Consider the following 16916-nt stretch of genomic DNA (forward strand, 5'->3'; position numbering starts at 1 on the left):
GAATCTGGTGGCCGAGTGCCGCCAGTTACTCCTCATGTGCGAAGGTTGGTTTCGTGGAACTCAATGTCATGGATCATCCCCTCGTCTCCCACAAGCTGACCCTGTTGCGCTCGGTGGACACCCCCAGCCCGGTCTTCCGCCAGCTCGTCGAGGAGCTCGTCACCCTCATGGCTTACGAGGGCACCCGCGAGGTGCGCATCGAGCCGACCACCGTCACCACCCCGCTCACCACCACCGAGGGTGTCGCCCTGGCCCGCCCCAAGCCGCTCGTCGTCCCGATCCTGCGCGCCGGCCTGGGAATGCTCGAGGGCATGATGCGCCTCGTCCCGTCGGCCGAGGTCGGCTTCGTCGGCATGACCCGTGACGAGGAGACCCTCCAGCCGATGACCTACGCCGAGCGTCTTCCCAAGGACCTCTCCGGCCGTCAGTGCTACGTCCTCGACCCGATGCTGGCCACCGGTGGTTCTCTGGGCGGCACCGTCGAGTTCCTGGTGCGCCGCGGCGCCGACCACATCACCTGTCTGTGCATCCTGGCCGCCCCAGAGGGCATCGAGAACTTCCGCAAGCTCGTCAGCGATCTCGAAGTCCCCTGCCACCTCGTCGTGGCTGGCGTCGACGATCACCTCGACGAGCACGGATACATCGTCCCCGGCCTCGGTGACGCCGGCGACCGTCTGTACGGCCTGGCCGAATGACGCAACTGCGCCCCGACGACCTGCGCGGTCTGGCAACCCTGCTGGGTTCCCCCGAACCCAACAGGGTCGTCCCGCCGTGCTGGCACTGGGTCCTCCTCCTCGACCCGGTCAACCCCGCCAGCCTCGACGAGGACGGGTACACCATCGGCTCCCCGAGCACCCCGAAACCGGGTATGACGAGGATGTTCGCCGGCGGTCGGGTGCGCACCACGGCCCCGTTGGCCCTCAACCGCGAGACCACCCGCACCACTGAGGTCGCCTCGGTCACCGACAGGCAGGGGCGTCGCGGCCCTCTTCACTTCGTGACGATGAGATCCACCTGGGCACAGGACGGCCAAGACTGCCTGGTCGACGAGCAGGAATACGTCTTCCTGCCAATCCAGTCCTCCGATCCCTCGCCCGCGGGTGCCGGGCAGACCGACGGCGACGGGTTCCTGGCCACCGAGCCTCTGTTGGTGACCTTCTCGGCCCTGACGGCCAACCCGTACCGCATCCACTGGGACCGCGACTTCTGCCGTCGCAACGGCCACGACGGACTGGTCGTCCACGGACCGCTGCAGGCCCTCCTCATGGCGCAAGCCTTCCCATGCGAGACCTTCGTCGGGAAGGAGTTCTCCTACCGCTTCCGCGCCTCCGTGACCGCCCCGACCCGACTGACGGTCGGCATCGAGGACGGCGAGGCCCAAGTCCGTCGCCCCGACGGTACGGTCACCGCGACGGCAACCCTCGAGGAGTTCTGACCCAGGCGCCCCGTTCGGACTTCCTGGGCCGCAATCCCATGAGGCAGGGAGCGAACTCAGTTCGCCAGTCCCTCGACGACCTCAGCTCCTGGCAGGGACACCAGATCAGCACCACTGACGATGAGCTTTGAGCTGCGCAGCCCCGATCCGATGCACACGGCCTGGGCCTCGGCGACGCGCGGATCAATCCAGATCGGCCACTCAGCGGGCAGGCCCACTGGGGTGATCCCGCCGTACTCCATTCCGGACAGGCTGACGGCCTCGTCCATGGGCGCGAAGGACGCCTTGCGGACGTCGAGCTTCTTGCGCACCACCTTGTTGACGTCAACCCTCGTCGTGGCAAGGGCCAGGCAGGCGACGTACTTCTCGACGTCACCGCGCTTTCCCTTGACGATGACGCAGTTGCCACACGTCTCGGGACCCTCACCGAAGGCCTCGCACAAGGCGTCGGTGTCCGCGATCTCGGGATCAATGCTGAAGACGACTGCCGAGGGCAACTCGGCGGCTCGTCCGGCGACCGTCGCGGCCAGCAGCTCAGGGTGATCGGCAGCAGGCAGGTGCTCAACGGAGTCGTACATGCGACCCACCGTAGTCACCGTGATCACACGATGGGACCACCTCTCACACCACGGACGGATACCGTTGACCGTGGTTGTTTCGACGACAAGGAGAACGATGACCGACGATACGAAGGAAGCGACCGGCGAATCCCGCCCGAATGCCAACGATCCAATTCCCACCGACTACGCCGGCCGTGCCAAGGGCATGGGTGTCTCGCTCATCGACGGTGGCGCCGCGTTCCGCGTGTGGGCCCCGCACGCCGAGACAGTCGCCGTCACCGGAACCTTCGACGACTGGGCAGCCCAGCCCAGGGGAGACAATGACGACGCCGAGAAGGTTCGCTCGGCCAAGTTCCAGCTCGTCAGCGAGAACAACGGCTACTGGTACGGCCAGGCCGCCGGTGCCACGGTGGGCGACGAGTACCGTTTCGTCCTCATCAACGGTGACCAGGTGATCTCCCGCATCGACCCTTACGCCCGCCACGTGACGAGCTCGGTCGGCAATGGCATCATCACCGATCCCGGCGCCTACGACTGGGAGGGTGACGACTTCACTCCCCCGACCCTGAACGAGCTCGTCATCTACGAGATGCACGTCGGAACCTTCTTCGACAAGGATCCTGACGACGACAAGCCCGCCGACCTGGCCGACGTCGAGTCGAAGATCGACCACCTCGTCCACCTGGGCGTCAACGCCGTCGAGCTCATGCCCCTCATGGAGTTCGCCGGGGACTACTCGTGGGGTTACAACCCGGCCCACATCTTCGCCGTCGAGAGCGCCTACGGCGGCCCGGAAAAGCTGCGCGACCTCGTCAAAACCTGCCACAAGCACGGCCTGGCGGTCATCATCGACGTCGTCTACAACCACTTCGGCCCCTCGGACCTCGACCTGTGGCAGTTCGACGGATGGAGCGAGAACGACAAGGGCGGCATCTACTTCTACAACGACTGGAAGTCCTCGACCCCGTGGGGCGACACCCGTCCCGACTACGGCCGCGGCGAGGTCCGCGAGTTCATTCGCGACAACGCCATGATGTGGCTGGAAGAGTTTCACGCCGACGGCCTGCGCTACGACATGACCCCGTACATGCGCAGTGTCGATGCCGGTGAGATGAACATCCCCGACGGCTGGAGCCTCACCCACTGGATCAACACCGAGATCCGCGAGAAGTTCCCACGCGCCATCACCATCGCCGAGGACCTGCACGGTGAGCCCAAGGTCGTCTCCACCGCTGACGACGGTGCCGCCTTCCACGCCCAGTGGGACAACCATTTCGTCCACCCGATCCGCGCTGCTGTCATCACCGCCTCCGACGAGGCTCGTGACATGGACGCCGTGCGCGATGCCGTCGAGTTCTCCTACGGTGACGCCTTCTCCCGCGTCATCTACACCGAGTCCCACGACGAGGTCGCCAACGGTTCGGCCCGCGTCCCCCAGGAGGTCGACGACGACGATCCGACCGGCTACTACGCCCAGAAGCGCTCCACCCTGGGAGCGGCCCTGGTACTCACCTCACCGGGTCTGCCGATGATCTTCCAGGGCCAGGAGCTCCTGGAGGGCGAATGGTTCCGCGACACCGTCCCGCTGCATTGGGATCAGGGCGCTCAGTTCAAGGGCATCTTCAGGATGTACCGCGATCTCGTCAGTCTGCGTCTCAACGAGGAGGGCCACACCAAGGGCCTCACCGGACAGAACGTCGACACCCTGCACCTGCACACGGACAACCACGTCTACGCCTTCCACCGCTGGGCTGACGGTGGTCCGCACGACGACGTCGTGGTGGCGGTGAACCTCGACTCCAAGGCCTGGGGCGAGTACACCATCGGGATGCCGGCTGCCGGCCGCTGGGTGACCAGGTTCAATTCCGACGCGAAGGTGTACTCGGACGCCTTCGACGGGGTCGACGTCCCCGAATGGTTTGTCGCAGCCGAGGATGATTACGACGGCCACCCGGCATCCGTGACCCTGGTTCTGCCGCCTTACAGTGTGGTCATCCTGTCGCGCGCCTGAGGTCGCCGACGTACCGACACGTGTGACGAGAACAGCGTCACCGGAGCGGGGGAAGTCAGGACGATTTCCCCCGCTCCTCCCACATCCGAACTTCCTTCTCTATTCGACTTGCAGTTGAGACCATGAGGTCCATACTTTCTGGAGTGAGTCGCAGACATGGACGGCAGGCAGTGGCAAAGGCCACCCAGCCGATCAGTGATCCTGAACCGATCCGAGCCATGAAGCCGGGGCTGGCCCTGGCTGCGTTGGGAATCGTCTTCGGTGACATCGGAACCTCGGTGCTCTACTCCCTTCAAACGATGTTCTCGATGGAGAACCATGCCGTTCGCCCCACCCACGGTGACGTCATGGGGATCATCTCGATGATCTTCTGGTCGATCCTGCTGGTGGTGTGCGTCAAGTACGTCATCTTCGTGATGCGTGCTGACAACGACGGTGAGGGCGGCATCCTCGCGCTTATGGCCTTGGTGCGTCGTTTTATGGCCAGCCGCAAGGGCACTGGCATGACGGCAATGTTGCTCGGCATCATCGGCGCCGGGCTGTTCTACGGAGATTCCCTCATCACCCCAGCGATCTCGGTGATGAGCTCGGTGGAGGGCATCACGGTGGCCAATCCGGGCGCCGAGATGATCGTTCTGCCAGCCTCGGTCGTCATCCTGACGATCCTGTTCATCGTGCAGAGACGAGGGACGGCAGTCATCGGCAAGGCCTTCGGGCCGGTGATGGGTATCTGGTTCCTCACCCTGGCCGCCCTGGGCATCCCGTGGATCATCAGCAAGCCCTTCATCATCACGGCCCTGTCCCCGCACTGGGCGATCCTCTTCGCCATCGAGCGACCCGGGATGGCCTTCATCGCGATGGGCGCTGTCGTCTTGACGATCACGGGCGCCGAGGCCCTCTACGCCGACATGGGTCACGTCGGCGCCCCGTCGATCCGACTGGCTTGGTTCGCCGTCGTGCTGCCGTGTCTGCTCATCAACTACCTGGGGCAGGGAGCGATGATCCTTGAGCATCCCGACTGGATCGACAATCCCTTCTTCCGGCTGGCACCCGGCTGGGCGACGATCCCGCTCGTCGTCATTGCCACGATGGCCACCGTCATCGCCTCCCAGGCCGTCATCTCCGGCGCCTTCTCTATGAGCTCGGAGGCGACCCGTCTGGGACTGTTGCCACGTCTGAGCGTGCGTCACACCTCGAAGTCCGAAGGCGGCCAGATCTACATCCCGGAGATCAACTGGATCCTCTTCGTCGGCGTGCTGGCGCTCATCCTCATCTTCCAGACCTCGACGAAGCTGGCCACCGCCTATGGCCTGGCCGTCACCGGCACCTTCTTGCTGACGACGAGCCTGTTCCTGGTGCTGGCCCATCGGGCGTGGCACTGGCCCATGTGGGCTCTCATCGTCTTCGGTGTCGTCGTCGGTGGCGTCGAGCTGTCGATCTTCGCCGCCAACCTGCTGAAGATCGCGTCCGGCGGCTGGATTCCGCTGGTCTTCGCGGCCATCATCATCGCCATCATGACGACCTGGCGACGCGGTACCGCCTACATCGCCAAGCAGCGGCAGAACGACGAGGGTCCGCTGGACGACTTCCTCGACTGGGTCCATGAGACGGAGCCGACCCGCGTGCCCGGACTGGCGATCTACCCACATCCGGGACGGGCGACGACCCCGTTGGCCATGCTGAACAACCTCAAGTTCAATCATGTGCTCCACGAGCACAACGTCATCATCTCGATGGTGGTGGAGAACGTCCCACACGTGCGTCACGTCAATCGCATCGAGAAGGTCGATCTCGGCAAGCCGACCGACGGCATCGTCTACATCGCCTGCCACGTCGGATTCGCCGACTCCCAGGACGTCCCGAAGGCACTGGCCCTGGCGGCAGACAAGTGCCCGGTGCTCAAGGAGCACCTTGACGACGCGATCTATTACCTGTCGCTGGTCGACGTGAAGCGCTCCGAGTCGGAGCAGGGGGCCAAGATGACCGCCTGGCGCAAGGTGCTCTACGTGGGTCTAGCACGCAACCAGGCCGACCGGACGCGAGTGTTCCGCATTCCGCGCACCCGTGCAGTGGTCATGGGTGAGGCCGTCGATCTGTGACGATCCGGCGCTGACGTCCGTGTGATTCTCCGGGGCTCGAGGGCCCCGGGGAATCACGCCGTTGTGGGGGCGATGAGTTCCAGGAACCGCACCGCGAAGGCCTTCTCGGCGGTGACGACGTCCTCGTCACGACGCACTGCTTCGGCAGCCGAGATGGCCTCTGACCAGGGGAGACGCTGTTTCCACTCCTTCTCGGTGTGGCCGATGGTCCAGCCGTCGAAAATCTCCGGGGTGCATTCCGGGTGGAACTGGACTCCCCAGACGCGTTCGGCGAATCGGACCGCCTCGATCTGTCCGGAGGGATCGCGGGCAAGCAGCACGGCGTCCTCGGGCAGGACGACGGCGACGTCATTGTTGAAGTGGATGCCACGGTGGCCGGAGTAGACCGACAGCAACGGGTCCTTCTCCCCGTCCGGGGTGAGGTGCATCTCGGCCGGTCCGAGGCAGAGATGGTCTGAGGTGCACACCCGGCCTCCCAGGGCGACGGTGGCGAGCTGGTGGCCCAGGCAGACACCCAGGAAGGGGATGCCCGCGTGGACGGTGCGCACGATGAGTTCTCGGGTGGGCGCGAGCCAAGGAGCCTGGACGTCATCCAGGCAGCCCATGGATCCGCCCAGCACCACGAGGGCGTCGGCGTCAACGGTGGGTGGCACCGGGTGGTCCCAGGCATTGACCTCGACGACGTCTGCGTCGGCGTCGCGCCAGAGCTGTCCGAGCCTGCCGGGGTTGCAGGAGGACTCGTGGACGATGACCAGGATCCGCGTCATGGCGGAAAGACTACGGATTTTCTGTCACCGCCGTGTGCCAGAGCTGTTGCGAACCGTGTGCGGATCGTGACGTGTCGGAGGGGTTCTCGGTTATGGCGCGCTGGTGCTGGGGTCAGTCCTCCGCCAGGACTCGCTGGGCAGTTGCCGGGTCATTGGTGATGACGGCGTCGACGTCGAGGATCCGGGCAGCACGCAGGTGGTCGGGGGTGTCCAGGGTCCATGTGCGCACCGTGAGGCCGGCGTCGTGGAACGTCGGGACGTCATCGCGGTCGGCGAGGAGATGGGCTCCTGGATGGACGGCCTGGACGTCGAGGTGGCGGGCGTAGTCCCAGGGATCGACGATGTCGTCGGCGTAGAGGATGGCGCGTTCGACCCGGTTGTGAGTGCGCTCGGCGACTTCGGCCATGCAGCGGTGATTGAACGAGGAGATGACGATGCGGTCGGCCATGTGGTGGGTGTCGATGGCACGGGCGACGGCCTCGATGAGGCTCGGGTAGCGCTCGACGCTGTTCTTGAGCTCGATGTTGAGGCCGAGGGTGGTGGGGACGAGCAGGTCGAGGACCTCGTCGAGGAGGGGGACCTGGGCGGGCGGGTGGTCGGTGTTGGCGGCCGCGTTGAGGGAACGGACCTGGTCAAGGGCCATGGAGACGATGGGGCCGTGTCCGTCGGTGGTGCGATCGACGGTTTCGTCATGACAGACGACGACGTGGCCGTCGCTGGTGAGTTGGACGTCGAGTTCAATGCCGTCGGCGTCGAGGTCGATGGCGTTCTGGAAGGCGGGAAGGGTGTTTTCCGGGAACTGCATGCTCGAGCCGCGGTGGGCCCACACGGTGGTCATGTGGTCATGATGCCACGGGCATTGACCAGGGTGCCTGCGCCAGTACGCTGGATGGCATGGTCATGACCGGTATCGTGTTCACCATTCTGTGCATCCTGGCCGTCGCTGTCCCACTCGCGCTGTTCATTCTCGCCCTGCTGTCAATCCTCAGCTCGGACATGCTGACGGGAGCCGGGAAGCTGATCTGGATCGTGGTGTGCTTCTGTTTCCCGATCATCGGGCCGATCGTGTGGTTCATCGCCGGGAAGAACATGGCGTTGAGCTGAGTTCCCAACCAGGGAACATGGTGTACACGCCGTGCCAATGGACGTCCGTGGAGCATTGATCCGGCGTCTTTGCCACACTCCTCCAAGAACCACGAAACCCCGCCACGAGGGCGGGGTTTCGATCTTGCGCGCCCGGAGGGATTCGAACCCCCAACCTTCTGATCCGTAGTCAGATGCTCTATCCGTTGAGCCACGGGCGCTTGGCGCTGCGCGCGTTGCTAAACGTTACAACGCTCGATCCTGCAACGCAAACTTGAGGACCTCCAACCCCATCCAACCCGCTTGAACAACGGATCTGAGAGCCATCGGCACCCGAACTGCCGTCTGGCACCCCAATGGGCACCTGGCAGTAGCACTCCAGGAAAGCACCGCACCCGGCGCCCTCCAAAAAGGAGTCACCGGGCATCCGCGGAGGTGGCGGGATTTGAACCCGCGATGGGATTACCTCCCAAACCCGCTTAGCAGGCGGGCGCCATAGACCTGACTAGGCGACACCTCCAAGTGCCGTGTCAGCCTACCGTCTCAACCCCCATCCCTCCAATTCCGGCCCCTTTTCGCATCCGCGTCAACACCACGGCGCCCCAGACAAGAGCAGCCGCTCGCGGCTGTCTCCCCGCGTGTCGCGATTTGCAGACCCTTGGCCAGCCGGTCCCACGTCCCATTGGTGCCAGCGGTTACGATGGGGTCCGCCCCATCGACATTTGCGGAAAGGCACGAGCATGGCTGACGAGTCACACGGCGCCAACTCGCCGTCTCCACGTCACGCCGCCAGACCGGACTGGATGGACGACCCGGAGGCCAACGAGGACACCCATGTCCTGCGTCGCGCGGACCTCGAGGCCGCAGCGCGAGGACCCGTGTCCTTTCCCCGTCCACGTCGCTCAGCCACCGAGCCCCCCATCAATGCCCCGCAGCCGCCCCGCGAGCCAAGACCATGTCCCACCCCGGCCCGACGCGCCGCGTCGTCATCACCGGCGAGCAGAGGTCGGCACACCCCATTGCGGTGGAACGAGGAGGCCAGACTCAATCATGCCTTCCGCACCTGTCTGGGATGGACCGTTCTCGGAGCGATCGTTCCCGGCCTGACCCTGTCTCGCAGCCGCACCCCACGTCGCCGGGTCGCGGGACTGACGGTTACCGGCTTCCTCCTCATCGCGCTAACCATCGCCGTCTTCTTCATCCTGACCAACCCGACGGTCGCAGCAACCGTCGTTGTACGTCCAAAGCTGCTGACCGCGCTGACCTGGGGCCTGCCGATCCTGGCCATCGTCCTGGTCGCTCTGCTCACCTTCTCCCACCTGGACCTCCGCCCCCGCGGTATCACCCAGGGCCAGCGATGGCTCTCGACCGTCCTCGTCACCGCGTTGTGTACCACCATCGCGACCCCCTTGGCCGTCGCCGGGCGCTATGCCTACGACGGGGCACACATGCTCGGTCGGATCTTCACCGACCAGCGCTCCGGCACTCGTCCCTCCATCGACTACAACCAGGACGTCAAGGCCATTTGGGCCTCCAAACCACGGGTCAACGTTCTGCTCGTCGGAGCTGACGACACCAAGGCGCGCAACTACAGCGCCGATAATTCCATGAACACCGACACGATCATGGTGGCGTCGATCAACACCTCCAACGGTGACACCTCCATCTTCCAGATCCCCCGCAACACCGCGAAGATGCCCTTCCCGGCTGATTCGCCACTCCACCAGGACTTCCCTGATGGTTTTGTCGGGAAGGACGGCGACGGCAGCAACCCCGACTACATGGCCAACGAGATTTGGTCGACGGTGTCGGCCCACCACGTCGATCGCATGGGCGAGACCGACTACCCCGGCGCTGACGCCCTCAAGCTGGCCACCGGTGAGGCTCTCGGCCTCAAGATCGACTACTTCGTCATGCTCGACATCGACGGCCTTCAGAAGCTCATTGACGCCCTTGGCGGCGTGACCGTCAACGTCAACGAGCGTCTGCCCATCGCTGGCAACACCGAGGGCAAGAAGCCCGACGGCTACCTCAAAGTTGGCCCTGACCAGCACCTCGACGGTTACCACGCCATGTGGTACGCCCGGTCACGGTCGGAGAGCACCGACTACGACCGCATGGGACGTCAGTCCTGCCTCATGAAGGCTGTTCTCGACCAGGCCAGCCCGCAGACCGTCCTGACGCGCTTCGAGTCGATTGCTGACGCCTCCGGTCAGATGGTCGTCTCCGACATCCCGCAGGGCATGTTGCCGGCCTTCGTCGACCTGGCCATCAACATGCGTGACGCCAACATCAACCGCGTCGTCTTCACCAATGGCAAGCACGGGTTCGTCTCGGCCAATCCGGATTACGACCTCGTCCGCAAGCAGGTGGATGCCGCCATCCATGGCGTCTCAGAGTCCAGGAACAAGAACAAGCCGGTGACGGGAGCCTCGGCAGCCAAGCCCAGCAAGACGGCTACGCCGACACCGGCCCGGAGCGAGCCGAAGAAGTCCTCGCACAGCGCCACCCCAAGTTCCGCGTCGACCAACCGTGACGTCTCGCAGTCGGTGACTGACGCCTGCGCCTACAACCCTCAGGAGCCGTGACGAGCGGCGCTTGGGCAGGATCTCCCTGGGTTGCACACCTCGCTGGCTGCCCCCGTGCAGGCGGGTGAGTCGGCTAGAGCCTCGCAGGCGGGTGACCTGAGCGGGTGAGGCCCGCCGTCGTCAGTGGTGTGGGGCCGCAGTACTCCCTCGAACGACCAGCGGAGCCGACACCATCTCCGAGGTGGGCTCATGACGAGCCCCCTGCAATTGAGCCATGAGTTCCTCGGCAAGACGCTGACCGATTGCGGCAAAATCCTGACGCACCGTCGTCAACGTCGGCCACACCAGATTGCCCAGGATGTCATCGAATCCCACCACGGACACGTCCTCAGGCACCCGGACCCCCATGTCCAGCAGACCGATGATGAGGCCTGCCGCCATCTCGTCATTACTGGCCACCACTGCGGTCGCGCCGGCGGCCTTGAGGTGGCGAGCGGCCTCGCATCCCGACGAAGCCGTCCAGTCTCCGACGACGACGTCGGGAACATCACAGTCGTTGGTCTCCAAACACTCCTGCCAGGCTTGACGACGCACCGCGGCCTGGCGGGAGTAGGCCGGCCCGCTGACGAGGTGGACGGTTTGGTGCCCCAACGCCAGGAGGTAGTCGACAGCAGCGCGCACCCCAGCGGCTTGGTCGCACCCCACGGTCGAGAATCGGCTGCACGTCGGACCGGCCACGACAACCGGGGCGCCTGGCGGCACCTCGAGCTCGTCAAGTCGATCGAGCTCAAGACCCTCGATGATGAAACCGTCGACCCGCCCCGACATCCGCTTCATGGCGTGCCCGTAGGCCCCGACGAGGTCATCGGTGGGCTCGAGGCGATCCAGGACGACGGCGAAATCACTACGCCGGGTGGCGTCGACGATAGCCTGAACAGTGCGCAGCTCGCCGGTGCGAGAAAGATCCGTGGCAAGGACGCCAATGGCACTCGTGCGCCCCGAGCGGAGGCTGCGAGCGGCGAAATTGGGCGAGTACCCCACCTCGGCCATGGCCTGGAGAACCTTCTCGACGGTCTTCGGTCGGACCGCGTCAGAGTGATTGACGACGCGTGACACAGTCTGCTGAGATACTCCGGCAGCTGCGGCGACATCGCCCATCGAGGGTCGGGATGATCCGCGACGCTGTTGCTCGGTCATCACAACACCCTTCACGACACTGGGCCATCTGCCCGCATCCGGCTCGCCACCGCGTCCACCGTCGGACGGGCGTGGAACTGGCGAATTCTGGCCCACATCATTGCACCCGGAGCGCGGCCGGACCCGGGGTGACGACATAGAGATCAGGGTGGGTGAATCCTGCGTCGCGGAAGGCCTTGACGACCTGCCTGGCAGCGTCGTTGCGGACATCGCGGTCGACCAGGGCGATGGCACAACCACCGAATCCACCACCGGTCATCCGCGCACCGAGGACCCCGGCAGCGCGGGCTGCGTCAACGGCGGTGTCCAGCTCGGGGCAAGTGACCTCGTAGTCGTCACGCAAGGAGTCGTGGGAGGCGTCCATGAGCGGTCCGACCTCGCGGATGCGTCCGGCGTCGACGAGCTTGGCGAACTGAGTGACGCGGTCATTTTCGGTGACGACGTGACGGACGCGGCTGGCCACCTCCTCGTCGTCGAGGGCCGACAATGCGGCGCCGAGGTCGCCGACCTCACGCAGGCTGGCGACGCCAAGAATGCGGCAGGCGCTCTCGCAGGCGCGACGTCGTGCCTCGTACTGACCGTCGACGAGGCGGTGGGAAGCTCGGGTGTCGATGACGAGGAGTTCCAGGCCGGCGGCGTCGAGGTCGAAGGGAACCTGACGAACCGACCAGTCGTCGCAGTCAAGGAGGAGGGCGTGGCCGTCGGTGGTACGCAGGGACGCCGTCTGGTCGAGGCCCCCGGTGGGAGCTCCGGCGACCTCGTTCTCCGCGGCGCGGGCGGCATTGACGAGGTCGGTGCGGCCAGCGTCAGAGTCGGACAGGCCGAGGTCGTAGAGATCCGCGAGGGCCAGCCCGACACCACACTCGACGGCTGCCGACGAGGACAGACCTGCCCCCAACGGGACGCAGGTGACGAGAGCGGCCTCGAACCCGCCGATCTCGTGGCCAGCCTCACGCAGGGCCCATGCGACGCCGGCGGTGTAGGCCTGCCAGCCATTGACCGACCCGGGAGCGATCTCGTCGAGGGTTCCTTCCCAGGAGAGGATGGAGTCGGCAAGCTGGGAGACGAGGACAACCTTGTCGTCGTCTCGACGTCGGGCGGCGACGTAGGTGCGGTGAGGCAGGGCGATCGGCAGGCAGAAGCCATTGTTGTAGTCAGTGTGCTCGCCGATGACGTTGACGCGTCCGGGAGCGGCCCAGACGCCGTCGGGAGTGCCGCCGATGTGCTCAGCGAAGAGGTCACGGGCGCGGCCTGCGCCATCCTCAGTCGACCACGCCGTGCCGATCGTGGTGGCCTCGGGATCCGCCGCGAAGGCGTCAGTTGTCTGCGACATAAGTGGCTCCTTTGCCCGTCAAAACCGTTGTCAGTGAGGAAGACCGTACCGCCGCTGCCGACGATGGCAACGGCTCGGTGGGCACTTCGCTCACTCATAATGTTTACGTACTCAAAAATAGCGGGTCGGGGTGTGACCCTGCCACGTCGGGAGCCTATGGTTCCCCGAGGGGGCGGTGCCCACAACGCCGTCACTGCCCTCGTAATGACAGAAAGGACCACCCCACACAATGCCGTTGGAGACGCTCATCAACGCGGGATTCGTTGACTACCTGATCCTGCTCATCTATTTCGTGTTCGTTCTCGGAATCGGGCTGGCTGCCAGACACCAGGTGTCCGACTCCCTTGACTTCTTCTTGTCCGGGCGAAGCCTGCCCGGGTGGGTAACGGGGTTGGCATTCGTATCAGCCAACCTCGGTGCCGTGGAGATCATGGGTATGTCGGCAAATGGAGCCCAGATCGGCATCCCGACCGTGCACTACTTCTGGATCGGAGCCATCCCGGCAATGGTCTTCCTCGGCATCGTCATGATGCCCTTCTACTACGGCTCTGGGGTGCGCTCGGTGCCGGAGTTCATGCTCAAACGATTCGGGCCGGCTGCGCACTTGGTCAACGCGATCTCCTTTGCACTAGCCCAGTTGCTCATTGCCGGTATCAACCTCTACCTGCTCGGGACGATCGTCCACGCCCTACTGGGATGGCCGTTGTGGGTTGCCCTCATCGTTGCTGCGGTGATCGTACTTGCTTACATCAGCCTTGGTGGCTTGTCGGCAGCCATTTACAACGAGGTGCTGCAGTTCTTCGTCATCGTCGCCTCCCTGCTGCCGCTGGTCATTATTGGTCTGCACCGTGTCGGCGGATGGAATGGGCTCAAGGCCAAGATCACCGCCGCAGCGGAGGCCCATCCTGACGCCGTGACCCCGGCTGCCCAACAGTTGCATTCCTGGCCTGGACAGGCGCTGTCGGGATTCACCGACCCGGTGATGTCGGTCATCGGCATCACCTTGGGCCTCGGATTCGTGCTGTCCTTCGGCTACTGGACGACGAACTTCGTCGAGGTGCAGCGCGCCATGGCGTCCGACTCGCTGTCGTCGGCGCGCAAGACTCCGATCATCGGCGCTTTCCCGAAGATGCTGGTGCCGTTTCTCACCGTGCTGCCAGGCATGCTGGCTGCGGTGCTCGTGCCGGAGATCGCTCGGATGAAGGCGGGCGAGAAGATCGCCGGTGGCGCGTCGGGCAACGTCGTCCAATACAACGACTCGGTGTTGTTCCTCATTCGCAACCTGTTGCCGACCGGCCTGACGGGTGTCGCGATCACGGGCCTGCTGGCGGCGTTCATGGCCGGTATGGCCGCGAACATCTCGGCGTTCAACACCGTCTTCAGCGTGGACATCTGGCAGCACTACGTCATCAAGGACAAGGCTGACGTCTACTACGTCAAGGTTGGCCGAATCGCCACGGTCGTCGCCACGGTCGTCGCGATTGGGACCGCGTTCCTGGCGTCCGGCTTCTCCAACATCATGGACTACCTCCAGACCCTCTTCGGGTTCTTCAACGCTCCGTTGTTCGCGACGTTCGTCCTCGGCATGTTCTGGAAGAAGTCGACACCTCACGCCGGTTGGTCGGGACTCGTCGTCGGTACTCTCAGCGCCGTGACGGTGTGGGTCATGAGTCTGACTGGTGTGTTCACCTTGCCAGGTCAGGGAACCGCGTTCCTTGCTGCCACGGTCGGCTTCCTCGCCGACATCATCGTCAGTGTTGTGGTTTCGCTGTTCACGACGCCGAAGCCGGCTGCGGAACTCGTCGGTCTGGTGTATTCGGAGACGCCGAAGGAGAGCTTCGTCGATCCGCACGAGAAGAGCCTCCCGTGGTATCGACGCACGGTTCCGCTCGGCATGACCGTGCTTGCCATCACTGTCGTTCTCAACATCATTTTCTGAGGAGGTTGTCATGCCGAACGGAACTTCCACGGCCCGTCGCAATCGTCGCAAGGTCGCCCGCGCGATGGATATTCGTACCGTCATTGGTGACTTGCTTGCGCTCTACGGAGCCATTCTGACGATCACTGGTCTGGTCAGGGGGGCAGACGCTCGAGCTGACGTGTGGGCGGGGATCTGCCTGCTCATCGCCGGGGCAGCGTTCTTGTTGTGGGTGAAGGTTCGCCCCATCGAGGTGCCGGAGGATCTCAGCGAGGCGGATGCTGGAAAGCATGAGGAGAGCTGACACCAGCTGGTTGAACTTCGTGCTGAGGCGTGGCCGGGCCGTGGGTAACGCGGTCCGGCCACGTCGTCATTTACCATCGCTTTCCTCGCACACTACCGATCCCGTCCTGGTCCAGGGAATGCATCGTACGTCCTCGTCCCCTCCTCTCCACATACACGTTGGACACGCAAGAAGGCCGCGGCATACCGAACTACTTCTGGAATGCCACGGCCTTCTTGGGCGGTGATTGGGGTCAGACGCTTTGACGGTAACCGCGTGAGTTGTCGAGGCGGTGTGCGACGTCGACGGCCAAATCATCCATTTCCTGAGGGTTCCCGACGCCGGGACGAACGATGTGAGTGCGCCCGACTTGGCCGTGGTAGAGGGTGAGACGGGAACGCGACTCCGTGAGGGCTGCCTTGGTGACCTTGTCCCAGGTGCCGCGGCGATCCTGCCCAGCACCATGGATGTGGTAGCCCGTGTCATCGAGGTCGACGTACAGCTTCATATGGAGCATCGACCAGGCTGCCGTCACCGCGAGGGCAATGCCACATGCGAGAACGGCAATGAAGAGGATGGTCACGGCTTCATGCCAGTTGTTGGCGATGCTGATGATCATGAGGACAGCACCAATGATCGAAAGGATGCCGGCGATGACGAAGCCACGGATCGGAGGCTCCGGCGACATGACGTGCCGGGTCGTGCCAGGCGGAAGATCCGTGAGGTTCTTCTTGGCCATCCCCATCTCCCGTCGCTGCAAGGTTGATCTGTGAGGGCTCGGCCCCCGGGTGCCAGGCCTGAGGGGCTGACCTCATAGCGGCGAGAGTGGGATTCGAACCCACGGAGGTTGCCCTCGGCCGCTTTCAAGGCGGCTGCACTCGTCCACTATGCGATCTCGCCAACCGAGCTCTGCCCGGTGGTCACATCTTAGCCATGATTCGGCGGTACTACCCACCGTCTCGGGCAACGGCAGGATATGAGGCCTGCACATGGCCATTGATGTGCGCTTTGGTTCTCCGGCGCTGCCCGGAACATTCACGGTGACAACACCCACCCCGGAACGTCCGGCTCGGAAGCTCCTCCTTCCCCCTCCTCTCCCACACACGGAACACTTGCCCCCAACAGGACCACCTCCGGTGGCATCCAGCCATCGGGGCACTGACGCGGGTATCGGAACCGCGAGCCCCTGGGCCTGCTCTCACCGCACTCCCGGTTTTGTCAGCACTCCAATGAGCTCGTTGACCTTGAGTGGCTTGGAGGACGACCGCGTCGTGACGATCTCGCCCGACTGGTCACCCGATTGCCACCCGACTTTCCAGACCTCAGTCATGCGAAGGGTGTAATTGCCCGGATGCTGGTAGATGTAGCCGCAATGTGGGGATTGGGCGCGCGGATCGGCGTTTGCGGGACGAGGGGTCGAGTGAGTGCAGCGGATGGTCTTCTCACCGGTTTCGTAAACGGTATCCACTCGCTGTGCGTCGAGTGATACGACGATTCCATGTGCGGAGTCGCTCGCGGTGTGACGCTCAACCCCTGGGTTGTGGAACCACAATGGCTGCCCTACGGCCGTGATGTTCCACTTGTTGGCCGAGGGACGCGGCTCGATGTCGATGACAGGTTTCGCCAATCGAATGCCCGTCGCGATGTCGATGGACCAGGCTCTGATCTCGTCAGGTGTGGGGCCAGCAGGTCTCGTCGGTGC

The 16916-nt window shown here is 64.4% G+C and carries 15 protein-coding genes and 3 tRNA genes; 8 read left to right on the top strand and 10 right to left on the bottom strand.

Features of this window, described 5'->3' with window-relative positions; translation table 11 throughout:
• The first annotated feature begins 68 nt into the window (after nt 1–68).
• Both upp and AC6I1W_RS01725 read left to right on the top strand, forming a co-directional pair.
• Complete coding sequence (gene upp, locus AC6I1W_RS01720; RefSeq protein WP_016666407.1) at nt 69–695, top strand: uracil phosphoribosyltransferase; 627 nt, start codon at nt 69–71, stop codon at nt 693–695.
• Nucleotides 692–1435 carry an HTD2 family dehydratase gene (locus AC6I1W_RS01725; protein ID WP_117189497.1) on the top strand — a complete coding sequence of 248 codons (744 nt, stop codon included), beginning with the start codon at nt 692–694 and terminating at the stop codon, nt 1433–1435. Before upp ends, AC6I1W_RS01725 begins: the two co-directional genes overlap by 4 nt.
• Nucleotides 1436–1491: 56 nt before the next feature.
• Here the strand turns inward: AC6I1W_RS01725 and AC6I1W_RS01730 are convergent, their stop codons facing one another.
• On the bottom strand, nt 1492–2013 hold the full coding sequence (locus AC6I1W_RS01730) for a YbaK/EbsC family protein (RefSeq protein ID WP_021108043.1): 522 nt from the start codon (nt 2011–2013) through the stop codon (nt 1492–1494).
• A 97-nt stretch (nt 2014–2110) separates the two neighbouring features.
• Here AC6I1W_RS01730 and AC6I1W_RS01735 point away from each other — a divergent pair, with 97 nt between their 5' ends.
• Entirely contained in the window at nt 2111–4006 is a 1896-nt protein-coding gene (locus AC6I1W_RS01735; protein ID WP_065673224.1) for an alpha-amylase family glycosyl hydrolase, read from the top strand.
• Between the two features lie 218 nt (nt 4007–4224).
• Nucleotides 4225–6105, top strand: a complete 1881-nt coding sequence (locus tag AC6I1W_RS01740) for a potassium transporter Kup (protein ID WP_065673235.1) — start codon at nt 4225–4227, stop codon at nt 6103–6105.
• 53 nt (nt 6106–6158) lie between these two features.
• Here AC6I1W_RS01740 and AC6I1W_RS01745 read toward each other — a convergent pair whose 3' ends face one another.
• Both AC6I1W_RS01745 and AC6I1W_RS01750 read right to left on the bottom strand, forming a co-directional pair.
• Nucleotides 6159–6872: a type 1 glutamine amidotransferase gene (locus AC6I1W_RS01745; RefSeq protein ID WP_270236949.1), complete on the bottom strand. Its 714-nt coding sequence runs from the start codon at nt 6870–6872 to the stop codon at nt 6159–6161.
• Between the two features lie 112 nt (nt 6873–6984).
• Nucleotides 6985–7710, bottom strand: a complete 726-nt coding sequence (locus tag AC6I1W_RS01750; RefSeq protein WP_004809706.1) for a glycerophosphodiester phosphodiesterase — start codon at nt 7708–7710, stop codon at nt 6985–6987.
• 56 nt (nt 7711–7766) lie between these two features.
• Here AC6I1W_RS01750 and AC6I1W_RS01755 point away from each other — a divergent pair, with 56 nt between their 5' ends.
• Nucleotides 7767–7976 carry a PLDc N-terminal domain-containing protein gene (locus AC6I1W_RS01755; protein ID WP_004809707.1) on the top strand — a complete coding sequence of 70 codons (210 nt, stop codon included), beginning with the start codon at nt 7767–7769 and terminating at the stop codon, nt 7974–7976.
• Between the two features lie 127 nt (nt 7977–8103).
• Here AC6I1W_RS01755 and AC6I1W_RS01760 read toward each other — a convergent pair.
• A tRNA-Arg gene (locus tag AC6I1W_RS01760) sits at nt 8104–8176 on the bottom strand.
• Between the two features lie 209 nt (nt 8177–8385).
• Nucleotides 8386–8475 (bottom strand) — tRNA-Ser (locus AC6I1W_RS01765).
• Nucleotides 8476–8695: 220 nt separating this feature from the next.
• Between AC6I1W_RS01765 and AC6I1W_RS01770 the strand changes: the two genes are divergently transcribed.
• A complete protein-coding gene (locus AC6I1W_RS01770; RefSeq protein WP_117189499.1) occupies nt 8696–10543 on the top strand; it encodes an LCP family protein in 1848 nt (615 codons plus the stop codon).
• A gap of 120 nt (nt 10544–10663) precedes the next feature.
• Here the strand turns inward: AC6I1W_RS01770 and AC6I1W_RS01775 are convergent, their stop codons facing one another.
• Complete coding sequence (locus AC6I1W_RS01775) at nt 10664–11641, bottom strand: LacI family DNA-binding transcriptional regulator (RefSeq protein ID WP_065673898.1); 978 nt, start codon at nt 11639–11641, stop codon at nt 10664–10666.
• A gap of 136 nt (nt 11642–11777) precedes the next feature.
• Entirely contained in the window at nt 11778–13013 is a 1236-nt protein-coding gene (galK, locus tag AC6I1W_RS01780) for a galactokinase (protein WP_270236951.1), read from the bottom strand.
• 229 nt (nt 13014–13242) lie between these two features.
• Here galK and AC6I1W_RS01785 point away from each other — a divergent pair, with 229 nt between their 5' ends.
• Together AC6I1W_RS01785 and AC6I1W_RS01790 are read left to right on the top strand one after the other, a co-directional pair.
• Nucleotides 13243–14952, top strand: coding sequence for a sodium:solute symporter family protein (locus tag AC6I1W_RS01785; RefSeq protein ID WP_004809715.1), 1710 nt, complete (start codon nt 13243–13245; stop codon nt 14950–14952).
• Between the two features lie 10 nt (nt 14953–14962).
• Nucleotides 14963–15235 (top strand): hypothetical protein, encoded by a 273-nt coding sequence (locus AC6I1W_RS01790; RefSeq protein ID WP_081302694.1) that lies wholly within the window; start codon nt 14963–14965, stop codon nt 15233–15235.
• Nucleotides 15236–15467: 232 nt separating this feature from the next.
• On the opposite strand, the gene AC6I1W_RS01795 is transcribed toward AC6I1W_RS01790, so the two are convergent.
• From AC6I1W_RS01795 to AC6I1W_RS01805, 3 genes are all read right to left on the bottom strand, one after another.
• Nucleotides 15468–15953 carry a hypothetical protein gene (locus AC6I1W_RS01795; RefSeq protein WP_016666417.1) on the bottom strand — a complete coding sequence of 162 codons (486 nt, stop codon included), beginning with the start codon at nt 15951–15953 and terminating at the stop codon, nt 15468–15470.
• A 78-nt stretch (nt 15954–16031) separates the two neighbouring features.
• Nucleotides 16032–16114, bottom strand: a tRNA-Ser gene (locus AC6I1W_RS01800).
• 298 nt (nt 16115–16412) lie between these two features.
• Complete coding sequence (locus AC6I1W_RS01805) at nt 16413–16880, bottom strand: hypothetical protein (RefSeq protein WP_065673900.1); 468 nt, start codon at nt 16878–16880, stop codon at nt 16413–16415.
• Nucleotides 16881–16916 lie beyond the last annotated feature (36 nt).

The organism is Cutibacterium sp. KB22876 (assembly GCF_059728865.1).

What these genes read in the sequence shown, in the direction of transcription:
- upp (WP_016666407.1), top strand. Translation starts at nt 69, where the DNA reads ATGGATCATCCCCTCGTCTCCCACAAGCTGACCCTGTTGCGCTCGGTG.
- AC6I1W_RS01725 (WP_117189497.1), top strand. Translation starts at nt 692, where the DNA reads ATGACGCAACTGCGCCCCGACGACCTGCGCGGTCTGGCAACCCTGCTG.
- AC6I1W_RS01730 (WP_021108043.1), bottom strand. Translation starts at nt 2,013, where the DNA reads ATGTACGACTCCGTTGAGCACCTGCCTGCTGCCGATCACCCTGAGCTG.
- AC6I1W_RS01735 (WP_065673224.1), top strand. Translation starts at nt 2,111, where the DNA reads ATGACCGACGATACGAAGGAAGCGACCGGCGAATCCCGCCCGAATGCC.
- AC6I1W_RS01740 (WP_065673235.1), top strand. Translation starts at nt 4,225, where the DNA reads ATGAAGCCGGGGCTGGCCCTGGCTGCGTTGGGAATCGTCTTCGGTGAC.
- AC6I1W_RS01745 (WP_270236949.1), bottom strand. Translation starts at nt 6,872, where the DNA reads ATGACGCGGATCCTGGTCATCGTCCACGAGTCCTCCTGCAACCCCGGC.
- AC6I1W_RS01750 (WP_004809706.1), bottom strand. Translation starts at nt 7,710, where the DNA reads ATGACCACCGTGTGGGCCCACCGCGGCTCGAGCATGCAGTTCCCGGAA.
- AC6I1W_RS01755 (WP_004809707.1), top strand. Translation starts at nt 7,767, where the DNA reads ATGGTCATGACCGGTATCGTGTTCACCATTCTGTGCATCCTGGCCGTC.
- AC6I1W_RS01770 (WP_117189499.1), top strand. Translation starts at nt 8,696, where the DNA reads ATGGCTGACGAGTCACACGGCGCCAACTCGCCGTCTCCACGTCACGCC.
- AC6I1W_RS01775 (WP_065673898.1), bottom strand. Translation starts at nt 11,641, where the DNA reads ATGGGCGATGTCGCCGCAGCTGCCGGAGTATCTCAGCAGACTGTGTCA.
- galK (WP_270236951.1), bottom strand. Translation starts at nt 13,013, where the DNA reads ATGTCGCAGACAACTGACGCCTTCGCGGCGGATCCCGAGGCCACCACG.
- AC6I1W_RS01785 (WP_004809715.1), top strand. Translation starts at nt 13,243, where the DNA reads ATGCCGTTGGAGACGCTCATCAACGCGGGATTCGTTGACTACCTGATC.
- AC6I1W_RS01790 (WP_081302694.1), top strand. Translation starts at nt 14,963, where the DNA reads ATGCCGAACGGAACTTCCACGGCCCGTCGCAATCGTCGCAAGGTCGCC.
- AC6I1W_RS01795 (WP_016666417.1), bottom strand. Translation starts at nt 15,953, where the DNA reads ATGGCCAAGAAGAACCTCACGGATCTTCCGCCTGGCACGACCCGGCAC.